Source organism: Pseudomonas sp. PB120, assembly GCF_009761815.1.
Lineage (GTDB): Bacteria > Pseudomonadota > Gammaproteobacteria > Pseudomonadales > Pseudomonadaceae > Aquipseudomonas.
In genome coordinates this window covers 252,030-266,956 of the sequence record NZ_RWIN01000051.1, presented here as the reverse complement: position 1 = coordinate 266,956, position 14,927 = coordinate 252,030, and the positions used below count along the sequence as shown (strand labels likewise).

Annotated in this window: 12 protein-coding genes; 8 read left to right on the top strand and 4 right to left on the bottom strand. The window is 61.0% G+C overall.

Annotation, left to right across the window (positions count from 1 at the left end; all coding sequences use genetic code 11):
- Positions 1-206: 206 nt before the first annotated feature.
- The 8 genes from EJA72_RS11775 to cobA all read left to right on the top strand — a co-directional run bounded on the left by EJA72_RS11775 (position 207) and on the right by cobA (position 11,900).
- A complete protein-coding gene (locus tag EJA72_RS11775) occupies positions 207-1,418 on the top strand; it encodes a CmpA/NrtA family ABC transporter substrate-binding protein (protein WP_157711611.1) in 1,212 nt (403 codons plus the stop codon).
- Between the two features lie 15 nt (positions 1,419-1,433).
- Positions 1,434-2,009, top strand: a complete 576-nt coding sequence (locus tag EJA72_RS11770; RefSeq protein WP_157711610.1) for an ANTAR domain-containing response regulator — start codon at positions 1,434-1,436, stop codon at positions 2,007-2,009.
- 313 nt (positions 2,010-2,322) lie between these two features.
- The gene (locus EJA72_RS11765) at positions 2,323-3,534 is read left to right on the top strand and encodes a NarK/NasA family nitrate transporter (protein ID WP_157711609.1); all 1,212 of its coding nucleotides are present in this window, start codon (positions 2,323-2,325) and stop codon (positions 3,532-3,534) included.
- 7 nt (positions 3,535-3,541) lie between these two features.
- Positions 3,542-5,215 carry a bifunctional protein-serine/threonine kinase/phosphatase gene (locus tag EJA72_RS11760; protein WP_157711608.1) on the top strand — a complete coding sequence of 558 codons (1,674 nt, stop codon included), beginning with the start codon at positions 3,542-3,544 and terminating at the stop codon, positions 5,213-5,215.
- Between the two features lie 421 nt (positions 5,216-5,636).
- Positions 5,637-8,090 carry a nitrite reductase large subunit NirB gene (nirB, locus tag EJA72_RS11755; RefSeq protein WP_157711607.1) on the top strand — a complete coding sequence of 818 codons (2,454 nt, stop codon included), beginning with the start codon at positions 5,637-5,639 and terminating at the stop codon, positions 8,088-8,090.
- On the top strand, positions 8,087-8,404 hold the full coding sequence (nirD, locus tag EJA72_RS11750) for a nitrite reductase small subunit NirD (protein ID WP_157711606.1): 318 nt from the start codon (positions 8,087-8,089) through the stop codon (positions 8,402-8,404). Before nirB ends, nirD begins: the two co-directional genes overlap by 4 nt.
- The gene (locus tag EJA72_RS11745; protein WP_157711605.1) at positions 8,404-11,121 is read left to right on the top strand and encodes a nitrate reductase; all 2,718 of its coding nucleotides are present in this window, start codon (positions 8,404-8,406) and stop codon (positions 11,119-11,121) included. The genes nirD and EJA72_RS11745 overlap by 1 nt, the downstream gene beginning before the upstream one ends.
- Positions 11,122-11,132: 11 nt before the next feature.
- Positions 11,133-11,900, top strand: a complete 768-nt coding sequence (cobA, locus tag EJA72_RS11740) for a uroporphyrinogen-III C-methyltransferase (RefSeq protein WP_157711604.1) — start codon at positions 11,133-11,135, stop codon at positions 11,898-11,900.
- Positions 11,901-11,983: 83 nt separating this feature from the next.
- Here cobA and EJA72_RS11735 read toward each other — a convergent pair whose 3' ends face one another.
- The 4 genes from EJA72_RS11735 to EJA72_RS11720 all read right to left on the bottom strand — a co-directional run bounded on the left by EJA72_RS11735 (position 11,984) and on the right by EJA72_RS11720 (position 14,879).
- On the bottom strand, positions 11,984-13,018 hold the full coding sequence (locus EJA72_RS11735) for an OmpA family protein (RefSeq protein ID WP_157711603.1): 1,035 nt from the start codon (positions 13,016-13,018) through the stop codon (positions 11,984-11,986).
- A 107-nt stretch (positions 13,019-13,125) separates the two neighbouring features.
- Positions 13,126-13,716, bottom strand: a complete 591-nt coding sequence (gene sigX / locus EJA72_RS11730) for an RNA polymerase sigma factor SigX (RefSeq protein ID WP_017337463.1) — start codon at positions 13,714-13,716, stop codon at positions 13,126-13,128.
- Positions 13,717-13,803: 87 nt separating this feature from the next.
- Complete coding sequence (locus tag EJA72_RS11725) at positions 13,804-14,628, bottom strand: mechanosensitive ion channel domain-containing protein (protein WP_157711602.1); 825 nt, start codon at positions 14,626-14,628, stop codon at positions 13,804-13,806.
- Between the two features lie 2 nt (positions 14,629-14,630).
- Positions 14,631-14,879, bottom strand: coding sequence for a CrfX protein (locus EJA72_RS11720; protein WP_157711601.1), 249 nt, complete (start codon positions 14,877-14,879; stop codon positions 14,631-14,633).
- Between the last annotated feature and the right edge of the window lie 48 nt (positions 14,880-14,927).

Below are 14,927 nucleotides of genomic sequence, written 5' to 3'. Positions count from 1 at the left end.
CGAAAAGTGGCGGCGATTATAGCCGGGGTTGCCAGCGACAGGCGACCATTTTGCCTTGGCCCCCGGGCTGGCATCAGCCTTGCACTGGCATTGTCATCAGCGCTCATGCCAACGACGGGATGAGTGGAAGGACAATGGCGTCGTCACCCGGCCTTGCTCTGGCAAGCCGCCCGGTACGGCGTTTTTTTATGGAAGGTGTTTACGCGATGATTGAAACCGCAAGCGGCCCGCTGGCCTGGGTCAACGGCAGCGATGCCCCGGAAAAGACCGACATCAACCTCGGCTTCATGGCCCTGAGCGATTGTGCTTCGGTGGTGGTCGCCGCGACGCAGGGGTTCGCCCAGCCTTACGGCCTGACCCTGAACCTCAAGCGCCAATCGTCGTGGGCCAATCTGCGGGACAAACTGGTCAGCGGCGAACTCGACGCCGCCCACAGCCTGTACGGCCTGATTTACGCCGTGCACCTGGGCATCGGCGGCGTGGCTCCGACGGACATGTCGGTGCTGATGGGCCTGAACCAGAACGGCCAGAGCATCAACCTTTCCCACGGCTTGCAGGCCTTGGGCGTGACCGGTCCTGAGGCGCTGGATCGCCACGTGCACCAAAGTCGCTCAAAACTCACCTTCGCTCAGACCTTCCCCACCGGCACCCATGCGATGTGGCTGTTTTACTGGCTGGCCAGCCAAGGCATTCATCCGTTGCAGGACGTGGAGAGCGTGGTGGTCCCGCCGCCGCAAATGGTCGCGCACCTGCAAGCCGGGCGCATTGACGGTTTCTGTGTCGGTGAGCCTTGGGCGGCCAGCGCAGTGAAGCAGAACCTCGGCTTCACCCTGGCGACCACCCAGACCCTCTGGCCCGATCACCCGGAAAAAGTCCTCGGTTGCACCCGCGCCTTCGTCGATCAATACCCCAACACCGCCCGGGCGCTGGTGATGGCAATTCTGCAAGCCAGCCGTTTTATCGAAGACAGCACTGAAAACGGCCGAAGCACCGCGCAATTGCTTAGCGCGCCGCAGTACCTCGATGCGCCGCTGGACTGCATCGAACCACGCTTGCTGGGCGATTACGCCGACGGCCTCGGCAATCGCTGGCAGGACCCGCACGCGCTGCGTTTCCATGGCGGTGGCGCGGTGAATTTTCCTTACCTGTCCGACGGCATGTGGTTCATGACCCAGTTCCGCCGCTGGGGATTGTTGCGCGATGACCCGGACTATCTCGCTGTGGCCCGCCAGGTGCAGCAGCTTGAGGTGTACCGCGAGGCCGCCAGCGCGGTCGGCATCGACGCCTCGGGTTCGCCGATGCGCAGCAGCCAGTTGATCGACGGCAAAATCTGGGATGGCTCGGACCCAGCCGGCTACGCGCGCAGTTTCAAGCTGCACGCCATGAGCGACAGCTCGCCGCTGCTCGCCCGCCGCTGACAGGAGCCTGCGAATATGTTGCGTATTCTGCTGATCAACGACACCGCGAAAAAGGTCGGACGCCTGAAAGCGGCCCTGACCGAAGCCGGGTTCGAGGTGATCGATGAGTCGGGCCTGACCATCGACCTGCCCGCGCGCGTCGAAACGGTGCGCCCGGATGTGATTCTGATCGATACCGAGTCACCGGGCCGCGATGTCATGGAGCAAGTGGTGCTGGTGACCCGCGATCAGCCACGGCCCATCGTGATGTTCACCGACGAGCATGACCCCGGCGTAATGCGCCAGGCGATCAAGTCCGGGGTCAGTGCCTACATCGTCGAGGGCATTCACGCACAACGCTTGCAGCCGATTCTCGACGTGGCCATGGCCCGTTTCGAAAGCGACCAGGCCTTGCGCGCCCAGCTGCATGCCCGCGATCAGCAACTGGCGGAGCGCAAGCGCATCGAGCTGGCCAAGGGGTTGCTGATGAAAATGAAAAACTGCAACGAGGAAGAGGCCTACACCCTGATGCGCCGCCAGGCCATGAGCCGCCAGCAGAAGCTGATTCAGGTGGCGGAGCAGATTATTGCCATGAGTGAGTTGCTCGGCTGACGAACGCCTTCGCGGGCAAGCCTTGCTCCTACAGGATGGCGCCGCCTCTGTAGGAGCAAGGCTTGCCCGCGAATGGCCACACCTCGGTCTTCGACTGTTGGCACAGATCTCGCTAAGCAATCACTACAGGTAACCAACGGCGGTTGCCCCACCTACGACAAAGACGTCGCTCACCTCATTCGCCCATGGCGGATCGGGTGGCGGCGTTTTTTTGTTTTGGCCCCACAGCCCGGGGCCGGTGGTGCGGCCGTTGCGGCGCCCCACCCGCTAGCTGATGACTCCTTCTCGAGACGACTAACCGCTGAGGTGCGCGATGAATTCAAGCTTCTGGAAATCCGGCCATACCCCGACATTGTTCGCGGCCTTCCTCTACTTCGACCTGAGCTTCATGGTCTGGTACCTGCTCGGCCCGTTGGCGGTGCAAATCGCCGCCGACCTGCACCTGACCACCCAGCAACGCGGACTGGTGGTGGCGACGCCGATCCTGGCCGGCGCCGTGCTGCGCTTCATCATGGGCATGCTGGCGGATCGTCTCTCGCCAAAGACCGCCGGGCTGATCGGCCAGGTGATCGTCATCTGCGCCCTGTTCGGCGCCTGGAAACTCGGCATTCACAGCTATGAACAAGCGCTGCTGCTGGGCCTGTTCCTCGGCATGGCCGGCGCTTCATTCGCCGTCGCCCTGCCGCTGGCCTCGCAATGGTACCCCCCGCAGCATCAGGGCAAAGCCATGGGCATCGCGGGTGCCGGCAACTCGGGCACTGTGCTGGCGGCATTGATAGCGCCGGTATTGGCCGCCGCATTCGGCTGGAGCAACGTGTTCGGTTTCGCGCTTATTCCGCTGATCCTGACCCTGATCGTCTTCGCCTGGCTGGCCAAAAACGCTCCGGAACGGCCGAAAGCCAAATCCGTGGCCGACTATTTCAAAGCCTTGGGCGACCGTGACAGCTGGTGGTTCATGTTTTTCTACAGCGTGACCTTCGGCGGTTTCATCGGCCTGGCCAGCGCCCTGCCCGGCTACTTCAACGATCAATATGGCCTGAGCCCGGTGACCGCCGGCTACTACACGGCGGCCTGCGTGTTCGGTGGCAGCCTGATGCGTCCCTTGGGCGGTGCGCTGGCCGACCGTTTTGGAGGCATTCGCACCTTGCTCGGTATGTACACCGTGGCGGCGATTTGCATCGCCGCCGTAGGGTTCAACCTGCCAAGTTCCTACGCAGCACTGGCCCTTTTCGTCTGCACCATGCTCGGTCTGGGGGCAGGCAATGGTGCGGTTTTCCAGTTGGTCCCGCAGCGTTTTCGGCGCGAGATCGGTGTGATGACCGGTTTGATCGGCATGGCCGGCGGCATCGGTGGTTTTGCCCTGGCCGCCGGCATGGGGGCCATCAAGCAAAGCACCGGCAGCTATCAACTGGCTTTGTGGTTGTTCGCCAGCCTCGGCGTGCTTGCCTGGTTCGGACTGCATGGGGTGAAACGTCGCTGGAGAACCACGTGGGGCTCGGCGGCCGTGACCGCTGCCCGGGTCTGACTTCCCGATGAGCCTGCAACTGAGTTTCGCCGAAGCCAGCGCCACCGGCCCCCGCGAGGAAAACCAGGACGCCCTGCGCCTGGTCACCCCGGCCCCGGCGTTGGCGGCGAGCAAGGGTTACCTGTTCGCCATCGCCGACGGTGTCAGTCAATGCGCGGACGGCGGACTCGCCGCGCGCTCGACCTTGCAGGCCCTGGCACTGGACTACTACGCCACGCCGCAAACCTGGGGCGTGGCGCAGGCACTGGACCGACTGTTGCTGGCGCAGAACCGTTGGTTGCGGGCCAATGGTGGCGGGCAACCATTGCTCACCACCGTCAGTGCGCTGGTGCTGCGCGGCAGGCGTTTCACCCTGGCCCATGTCGGCGATTGCCGGGTGTATCGCTGGCACGCCGGGCAGTTGCAAAGGGTCAGCGAGGATCACGTCTGGGACCAGCCGGGCATGCAGCACGTGCTCAAGCGCGCACTCGGACTGGATCAGCACCTGGTCCTGGATTTTCTCGACGGCGAATTGCGCCTCGATGAGAGCTTTGTGCTGCTCAGCGATGGGATTTGGGCCGTTTTGGGCGACACGGCCATCGCGGCGATCCTGCGCGATCAACCGGATCTGCACAGCGCCGCGCAAACCCTGGTGAGCGCCGCGCATCTGGCCGGCAGTCAGGACAATGCCAGCGCCCTGCTGGTGCGGGTCGACGCCCTCGGTGAAACCAGCATCGGCGATGCATTGATTCACCTGCAGCAATGGCCGCTGCCACCGGCGCTGAAACCGGGCCAGGTGTTCGAGGGTTGGCAAGTCGAAGGAATACTCGCGCAAAGCCAGCAATCGCTGCTCTATCAGGTGCGCGATGCGCAACAACAACCCTGGTTGCTGAAAACCTTGCCCACGGCGCTGCGCGACGATCACCGGGCCGGGCAAGCATTGCTCTCGGAAGAATGGTTTCTCAAGCGAGTGGCCGGTCGGCATTTTCCTGAAGTCCATGCCGCCAGTCAGCGTCAGCATTTGTACTACGTGATGCGCGAATATTCCGGTTCGACCCTGGCGCACGTTTACGCCAGCGCCGGGCCGCTGCCGCTGGCGCACTGGCGGGATCTGGCCGAGCGCCTGCTGCGGGCGGTCGGCATGCTGCATCGACGGCAGATTCTGCATCGCGACATCAAACCGGAGAACCTGCTGCTGGGGGACGACGGTGAGCTACGACTGCTGGATTTCGGCCTCGCGTACTGCCATGGTCTGTCTGAAGACCTGCCCTCTGACGTACCGGGCACACCGAGTTTCATCGCCCCGGAAATGTTTCGCGGCGATGCGCCAACACCACAACAGGATTTGTATGCGGTCGGCGTCACCTTGTATTTCCTGCTCTCCGGGCATTACCCCTACGGCGAAATCGAAGCCTTTCAGCGGCCACGGTTTGGCGTGCCGGTCAGCGCCAGTCGCTACCGGCCCGACGTGCCGGAATGGCTCGCGCAAAGTCTGGAACGAGCGGTGATGGTGGACCCCGATCAGCGTTTCGAAACCGCGGAAGAATGGTTGCTGTTGCTGGAACAGGGCGAGCGCCGAAGTTTGAGCGTGCGGCCCAGGCCGTTGCTGGAACGCGAGCCGCTGAAGGTTTGGCGAACAATGGCGTTGGTGTCGTTGCTGGTGAATCTGGTGCTGCTGTTTTTCGTGTTTCACTCATCCTGAATTGATCACCAAACACCGTGGCGAGGGAGCTTGCTCCCGCTGGTCTGCGAAGCAGACCCCGGAAAGGCGACCGCTACGCGCTCGAACGGGAGCAAGCTCCCTCGCCACAGGTTTACTGCGCCCCAGGACCGGGCGACCCGCCTCGAATCGGTGCAGGAAAACCGAATCAAACTCTGAGCACCTGCTCAGTCCCCCAGTAAAACCTTGATTGCAGCAACTTGGCACAACCACTGCATTACCTCTTCCACCACACATAAAGCCCGGCCTTCAACGACGAAGGGCGAGCTTCCCGAGAGAACGGGACAAGGACAAAGGCGTCCTCGCTAGGCAACTAGCGGGACGCCTTTTTTTGTTTGCGCAAAATTTGTCGAGCACGACCTGAACGCCCTGATGAGGCGGGTCCAAGCTCCCGGAGAACCTGATGAAAAAACTCAAACTGGTGATGATCGGCAACGGCATGGCCGGGGTCCGTACCCTGGAAGAACTGCTCAAACTGAGCAATGAGCTGTACGACATCACGGTCTTCGGCGCCGAACCCCATACCAATTACAACCGCATCCTGCTGTCGCCGGTGCTGGCCGGTGAACAGACCTTCGAAGAGATCGTGCTCAACGACCTGGACTGGTACCTGGACAACAACATCAAGCTGTTGCTCAACCGCAAAGTGGTGGAGATCGACCGGATCAAGCGCCGGGTCATCGCCGAAGACGGCACCGAGGCCGAGTACGATCGCCTGCTGATCGCGACTGGCTCGACCCCATTCATTCTGCCGATCCCCGGCAACACCTTGCAGGGCGTGATCGGCTACCGCGACATCGCCGACACCCAGGCCATGATCAACACCGCGAAGACCCACAAACACGCGGTGGTCATCGGCGGCGGCCTGCTCGGCCTGGAAGCGGCGAACGGCCTGATGCTGCGCGGCATGCACGTCACCGTGGTGCACATCGGCGAGTGGTTGCTGGAACGGCAACTGGACAAGACCAGCGGCCAGTTGCTGCAAACCGCCCTTGAAGGTCGTGGCCTGCATTTTCGCCTGAGCGAGCAGACTCAGGCGCTGCACGATGCCGGCAATGGCCGGGTCGGCTCAGTGCAATTCAAGAACGGCGACATCATCCCCGCCGACCTGGTGGTGATGGCCGCCGGCATCCGGCCGAACACCGAGCTGGCGGAAAAGTCCGGCATTCCGTGCAACCGCGGGATTCTGGTCAACGACACGATGCAAACCTACGACCCAAAAATCTACGCCATCGGCGAATGCGCCAGCCACCGTGGCATCGCCTACGGCCTGGTCGCGCCGCTGTTCGAACAGGCCAAGGTCTGCGCCAATCACCTCGCCCAACTGGGCTTCGCCACCTACAAAGGTTCGGTGACGTCGACCAAATTGAAAGTCACTGGCATCGACCTGTTCTCCGCCGGCGACTTCATGGGCGGCGAAGGCACCGAAACCATCACCCTTTCCGACCCTATCGGCGGGGTCTACAAAAAACTGGTGATCAAGGATGACGTGCTGGTCGGCGCCTGTCTGTACGGCGATACGGCGGACGGTGGCTGGTATTTCCGGCAGATCCGTGAGAATCACGCCATTGGCGAGATCCGCGATCACTTGATGTTCGGGGAAAACGCACTCGGCGACGTAGGACATCAGGGCCAGGACAAAGCCATGAGCATGGCCGACAACGCCGAAGTCTGCGGCTGCAACGGCGTGTGCAAAGGCACCATCGTCAAGGCGATTCAGGAACACGGGCTGTTCAGCGTCGACGACGTCAAGAAACACACCAAGGCCGCCAGTTCCTGTGGCTCCTGCGCCGGTCTGGTCGAGCAAATCCTGATCAACACCGTGGGCGGCGCGGCAGACGTCAAACCGAAAAGCGAAAAAGCCATCTGCGGCTGCAGCGACCTCAACCACGGGCAAATCCGCCAGGCCATCCGTGAGCAGCACCTGCTGACCATCGCCGGCACCATGAGTTACCTCAACTGGCGCACACCCAATGGCTGCGCCACCTGCCGTCCTGCACTCAATTACTACCTGATTTCCACCTGGCCCGGCGAAGCCAAGGACGATCCGCAATCGCGCCTGATCAACGAACGCGCCCACGCCAATATCCAGAAAGACGGCACTTATTCGGTCGTGCCGCGGATGTGGGGCGGCGTGACCAATCCGTCGGAATTGCGCCGGATTGCCGACGTGGCCGACAAGTACAACGTGCCGATGGTCAAGGTGACCGGCGGCCAGCGCATCGACTTGCTGGGCATCCGCAAACAGGATTTGCCGGGCGTCTGGAAAGACCTGGACATGCCGTCCGGCCACGCCTACGGCAAATCCATCCGCACCGTGAAAACCTGCGTCGGCAGCGAGTTCTGCCGCTTCGGTACCCAGAACTCGACGCAACTGGGCATCGAACTGGAGCACGACCTGTTCAACATGTGGTCGCCGCACAAAGTGAAACTGGCCGTCTCCGGATGCCCACGCAACTGCTCGGAAGCGGGGATCAAGGACGTGGGAATCATCGGTGTGGATTCCGGTTGGGAGATGTACATCGGCGGCAACGGCGGGATCAAAACCGAGGTCGCCGAGTTCTTCGTCAAGCTGAAAACCGCTGATGAAGTGCGCGAATACAACGGCGCATTCCTGCAGCTCTATCGCGAAGAAGCCTTCTACCTCGAACGCACCGTGCATTACCTGCAACGGGTCGGTATGGAACACATCAAGAAAGCCGTGCTGGAAGACCCGGAGCGGCGCAAGGCACTCAATGATCGCCTGCAGTTCTCCCTGTCGTTCGAACAGGACCCGTGGAAGGAGCGCCTGGAACAACCGTTGTTGAAGAAAGAATTCGATGTCATTCCCGTGAAGAACCTGGAGGTGCTGGCATGAACTGGCTGGATATCTGCGCACTGGAAGAGATCAACACCCTCGGCTCGCGGATCATCGCCGGCCCGAAAGGTGACATCGCGATTTTTCGTACAAGCGACGATGAGGTTTTCGCCCTCGATGACCGCTGCCCGCACAAGGGCGGCCCGCTGTCCCAAGGCTTGATCTATGGCAAGCGCGTGGCCTGCCCGCTGCACAACTGGCAGATCGACCTGGCGTCCGGGGAAGCCCAGGCCCCGGACATCGGCTGCGCCCACCACCATGCGGCGCGGGTCGAGAACGGCCGGGTGTTGCTGGCGCTGCGGGACGCAGGCTGATGGACCGCCAGATCACCGCGTCCACCTGCTGCTACTGCGGGGTTGGCTGTGGCGTGCTGATCGAGCATGACGGCGAGCGCATCCTCGGCGTCAGCGGCGATCCGGCCCACCCCGCCAACTTCGGCAAACTGTGCAGCAAGGGGTCGACCTTGCACCTGACCGGCGACCTCACCGCGCGAGCGCTGTACCCGGAACTGCGCCTGGGCAAAGGCCTGGCGCGCAGCCGCACGGAGTGGGACACCGCGCTGGATCACGCCGCCAGCGTATTCGCCGACACCATCGCCGAGCACGGCCCGGACAGCGTGGCGTTTTATATTTCCGGGCAATTGCTGACCGAGGACTACTACGCCTTCAACAAACTGGCGCGGGCGCTGGTGGGCACCAACAACATCGACAGCAATTCGCGGCTGTGCATGTCCTCGGCGGTGGTTGGCTACAAACGCAGCCTGGGCGCCGACGCGCCGCCGTGCAGTTACGAAGACCTGGACATGAGCGATTGCGTGATGATCGTCGGCAGCAACATGGCCTACGCCCATCCGGTGCTATTCCGTCGTCTGGAGGAGGCCAAATCTCGTCGGCCGCAAATGAAAGTGATCGTCATCGACCCACGTCTTACCGACACTTGCGATTTGGCTGACCTGCACCTGGCGATTTTACCCGGCACCGATGTCGCGTTGTTCCATGGGATTTTGCACCTGTTGCTGTGGGAAGACTGGGTCGACCGGGATTTCATCAGGGCGCACACCGACGGCTTGCCGGCGCTGAAAAACCTGGTGCGCGATTACACGCCGCAGATGGTTTCGCAGCTCTGCGGGATCAGCGTTGAGCAATTGCAGCAGTGCGCCGAATGGGTGGGCACTTCGCCGAGTTTCCTGTCGTTGTGGTGCATGGGCCTGAACCAGTCCACCGCTGGCAGCGCGAAAAACAGTGCGCTGATCAACCTGCACCTGGCCACCGGGCAAATCGGCCGTCCCGGCGCAGGACCTTTCTCGCTGACGGGTCAGCCCAATGCCATGGGTGGCCGGGAAACCGGCAGTTTGTCGAACCTGCTGCCAGGCCATCGCGAAGCCGCCAATGCGCAACACCGCGCCGAAGTGGCGGCGTACTGGGGCGTTGAGCAACTTCCCGAGACCACGGGGCTCACCGCCATCGAACTATTCGAGCAGGTGCGCAGCGGCAAGATCAAGGCCTTGTGGATCGCCTGCACCAACCCCGCGCAATCGCTGCCGGACCAGAGCGCGGTGCGCGCGGCCCTGCAAGCGTGCCCGTTCGTGGTGTTGCAGGAAGCGTTTCGCACCACGGAAACCGCCGCATTCGCCGACCTGTTGTTGCCTGCCGCCAGCTGGGGCGAGAAGGAAGGCATGGTGACCAACTCCGAGCGGCGTATTTCCCACGTCCGCCGGGCAATTGTCGCACCCGGTGAAGCACGTCCTGACTGGGCCATCACGGTCGATTTCGCACAGCGCCTGGAGAAACGACTGCGCCCCGGGCACACCAGCCTGTTTGCCTTTGAAACGCCGACGCAGGTGTTCGATGAGTACAAAGTCCTGACGCGCGGGCGTGATCTGGACTTGTCCGGAATCAGTCATGCGCTGATCGATCGCCTAGGCCCGCAGCAGTGGCCTTTTCCCGAGGGCGCTAACCAAGGAACGGCCCGACTGTACCTGGACGGGGTTTTCCCGACGGCCAGCGGTCGTGCGCAGTTTGTGGCAGAGCCCTATCGCGCGGCCAAGGAACAACGTGATGCACGCTTCCCGCTGACCCTGATCACCGGGCGTCTGCGCGATCAGTGGCACGGCATGAGCCGCACCGGCACCGCCGCGCAACTCTTCGGCCACGTCAGCGAAGCCGTGCTGAGCCTGCATCCGGATGAATTGCGCCGGCACCGGTTGCAATCGGGTGATCTGGTCAGCCTCAAAAGCCGTCGCGGCGCCGTGATTGTCGCGGTGGGCAGCGACGACAGCGTGCGTCCGGGTCAGGCATTTCTTCCCATGCATTGGGGCGACCGTTTCCTCAAGGGCGGCGTCAACGCCATCACCCAACCGGCGTTTGACCCGTTGTCGAAACAACCGGAACTGAAACACAGCGGTGTGCGCATCGAGCCAGTCCAATTGCCGTGGCACCTCTTCGCGCTGATCGAAGGTGATGTTCAACAGCATTTTGAGACGCTTCGTCCGCTGTGTGAGGCGTTTTCCTACGTAAGCCTTAGCCTGGCAGGCCGTGAACGCCCCGCGTTGCTGATACGCGCTGCCAGCGCCACGGCACCGGACCCGCAACTGCTGCGCGATATCGATCAGTGCCTGGGGCTTAGCGAAGGCCCGGTATTGGCATACGACGATCCGCGGCGATCTGTCGGTAAACGGGTACGGATCGAGAACGGACGGATCACTGCCATTCGCCTCGCTGGCGAAACCCTCGCCCAGCATTGGCTACAAAGCCTGTGGCTGGAAGGCCGCGCTGACGAACAATTGCGGCGCTGGCTGCTCGCCCCATTGAGCACGCCGCCGGGGAACAGCAACGCCTCGGTATCTGGCGACAAGACCTTGTGCAACTGCAAGAACGTCAGCCAAAGCGCTGTCTGTGCCGGCATCGAGCGCGGCCTGGATTTGCAGGGTTTGAAACAAGAATTGGGCTGTGGCACGCAATGCGGTTCCTGCGTCCCGGAAATCAAGCGTTTACTGGCCGCCGTCGCGCAGCCGGTCGCCATCATCTCGTGAGGAAAAACACTATGAGCGCAAAAGTCTGGTTGGTGGGCGCGGGCCCGGGTGATCCGGAATTACTGACGCTCAAGGCCGTTCGGGCGTTGCGCGAGGCGGATGTCGTATTGATTGATGATCTGGTGAATGACGCGGTGCTGGAGCATTGCCCTCACGCGCGGATCATTCCCGTGGGCAAGCGCGGCGGGTGTCGCTCTACGCCCCAGGCATTCATTCATCGGCTGATGCTGCGGTATGCCCGTCAGGGTAAGTGCGTGGTGCGCCTGAAGGGCGGCGATCCCTGCATCTTTGGCCGAGGCGGTGAAGAGGCGCAATGGCTGCGCGAGCGTGGAGTCGAGGTCGAGTTGGTAAACGGCATCACTGCAGGGCTGGCGGGCGCCACGCAGTGCGGCATTCCGCTGACCTTGCGCGGAGTGGCGCGTGGCGTGACGCTGGTTACCGCCCACACTCAGGACGACAGCCGTTTGAACTGGCAGGCCCTGGCGCAGGGTGGCACGACGCTGGTGATCTACATGGGTGTGGCCAAATTGAGCGAGATTCGCGAGCAACTGATGGCGGGGGGAATGGCGGCGGATACGCCAGTGGCAATGATCGAAAACGCTTCACTGCCGTACCAACGGGAGTGTCGGAGCGATCTGACAGCAATGGAGGAAGACGCCTGCGCCTTTGAGTTGAAAAGCCCGGCGATCCTGGTCATCGGCGCAGTGGCAGCCGGTGAAACGGTAGGAGCGAGCTCGCTCGCGAAAAACCCGAGAACGCCACAACCGTGTCAGGCATAACCCGTTTTCGCTGGCCCGAAACCCAAATCGCAGACAAAGAAAAGCCCGGCCTAAGCCGGGCTTTTCTCAGAGCTGTGGGCTAATTACTTAGCTTGAGCTTCAACCTGCGCTTCTACGCGACGGTTAACAGCGCGACCAGCTTCAGTTTTGTTGTCAGCAACTGGGCGGGATTCGCCGTAGCCAACAGACTGAACGCGGGAAGGAGAAACACCGTACTGGTTGGTCAGAACCTGTTTAACGGCGCTAGCGCGACGCTCGGACAGTTTCTGGTTGTAAGCGTCAGGACCGACAGAGTCAGTGTGACCTTCAACAGTAGTGGTGGTGGATGGGTACTGCTTCATGAAGTCAGCGAGGTTTTTGATGTCGCCGTAGCTGTTAGGCTTGACTACCGACTTGTCGAAGTCGAACTTAACGTCCAGCTCAACACGAACAACTTCAGCAACTGCTGGGCAGCCATCAGCGTCAACAGTTACGTTGGCTGGGGTGTCCGGGCACTTGTCGACGTTGTCGCACACGCCGTCGTTGTCGCTGTCGGAGCAGACTTCAGCTGGTGCTGGAACTGGAGCAGCAGCAGGCTTGGAGCCGCCACCGAAGTTCACACCGATACCGACGCTTGGTGCCCACTCGGTGTCACCTTGGTCGATGTTGTACTGAGCTTCAACACCAGCACGGGCGTAGAAGTTATCGGTGAAGTACAGCTTGGCGCCGCCACCAACGTTGGCGAAGGTGGAACGGTTACGACCGCCACCGCCGTTCTGGCCAATGCTCTGGTCCGAGAAACCGGCCGAAACGTATGGACGAACCATGTCGCCTGGGTTGTTGAAGTGGTACAGAGCGTCCAGAGCGGTATCAGCGCCCTTGATGTTACGACCGTCGTCGGAACGCACGTTGTGCACTTCGTCGTAGCCCAGACGCAGTTCTACGTCGTCAGTCAGGAAGTAACCAACCGAACCGCCGAAGAGGTTGCCGTTGTTCTTGAAATCACGAGCGCTGTCGTACATTTCTTTCTTGGCGAAGCCTTCGATTTCAACTGCGCCTTGGCCTTGTGCCAGCGCGCCGAACGAAGTAGCGGCAATAAGAGAACCAATGGCCAAGCCCAAGGTGTTTTTCAGTTTCATCCGTTAAATCCCCATCTGGTGATTGTGAAGCAGTCCCGCAAACCGGGGGACAACTCGGCGGCAAGTCTATCAGAACTTGCCTACACGTAAGAGATATTTGCGCCGAACTAAGTTTCAGCAATGCCTGCAAATTTCTCACGCAATTTATCTAGAGCGCGTTTGTACCGCATTTTTGTTGCACTCAAACCCATGTGCATGATGTCTGCGATCTCCTGAAACTCCAGCTCTGCGACAAATCGTAGCACCAGAATTTCACGGTCGATCGGGTTCACATACACCAGCCAGCGATCGAGTCCGCCCTTCTCCTCGGGTTTCGGCGCCTTCTCTTCAGACGCTTCCTCAAGGGGGTCAAGACTCAAAGCATCCATCAAGCGACGCTTTCGCCGTTCCTTTCGATACTGTGTGATGCACTCGTTGTACGTGATGCTATATAGCCATGTCTTGAACTTCGATTTACCTTCGAAGTTCTTCAGGCCATACAGCACCTTCAACATCACTTCCTGACAGACATCGTCTGCGTCGCGATCGTTCCCAAGATACCGTGCACAGACGTTAAATAATGTTCGTTGGTAACGCCGCATCAATTCTTCATAGGCGCGCGTTACGTGAAACAGCTCGGTATGCGAGCGCGCGACCAACTCCTCATCAGAGAGCTCGCGGGGGTCGTAGCGCGTGGAGAGCGATTGAGCTTTATTCAAAACAAGTCGGGCCGACAGTCAGGTCAATGTCCGCCGCAGCCCTTTCAGGGCATTTTGCGGCGGCATACATTAGCAGGGTTTGCCGGATTAGCGGCTACTCACATGCTTTTCCAGCAGGATCCGATTGGAGAGAGAGACTAGCTCACCCTCATCGGTCAGCAATGTGGTTTTAACCGTGCCGATCTCTTCGATCTGACCTTCGACCTCGCCAACACGCACTTGTTGCCCAACCTGGTACAGCTCACGCACATAGATCCCCGCAAGAATCTGACCGGCAATTTCCCGGCTTCCCAATCCCATGGCCAGCGCCACCGCCAGACCAACGGTAATCAAAACGATCACAATCACATGGTTGAGCAGGTCAGTCTTGACCTCCAACTGGCTGATCGCAACCGAAATACTGATGATGATCACCAGGCCCTGGGCAATTCGCCCCAGGCCAGCGGCGTAATCCAGCCCTACGCCCTCTGCCGCGCCACGCACCAGCCCGTTGGCCAGCTGAGCGAGCAAAACCCCTACCAGCAGCACCAGCGCCGCACCGAATACTTTCGGTAAATAGAGCGCAAGCATATCCAGCGTAGCTGAGACTCGCTCAAGTCCAAGAGATTCCGCGGCAGAAACAAGAAAAATAAGCAGGACGAACCAATAGACGATTTTGCCGATCAGGGTCGAGATCGGTACTTGAAGGCCGGCACGGGACAACAGCTTCGTCAGACCGGTGCCGCCCATCAGGCGATCAAGGCCCAGTTTTGCGAGCAGCTTGGACAGCAAGGTGTCCAGCAGCTTGGCCACAACGAACCCCAGCAGCAGCACCACCAGGGCGCCGAACAGGTTCGGGATGAAGTTTGCAACCTTGGTCCATAACGCAGTCATTGCAGTGACGAGGCTCTGTGTCCAGAGATCAAGTTCCATATTCAATCAGCCTTATCAGCAGTGCGAACAGTAGGTTTACGGTGACGGGAAACCGGCGTGACATGGGCCGATCCGCTATTCAGGGCGATCATCAGCGCGGGCAGCCAACGGCCCAGCAGGCTGAACAGATCACCGGCGCCGACCTGGCGGTTGGCGGTTTTCAGGACACGCCCAAGGCACGCATCGTCGTCCCGGGTGGACGGTGAGGCATTGAGCATGTCGCGCAAAGACTGTTCAAACGGATCGTGCATACGCACCTCTCGTGATGTCTGTGAAAGACGCGGCCAATTTTGCCCGGG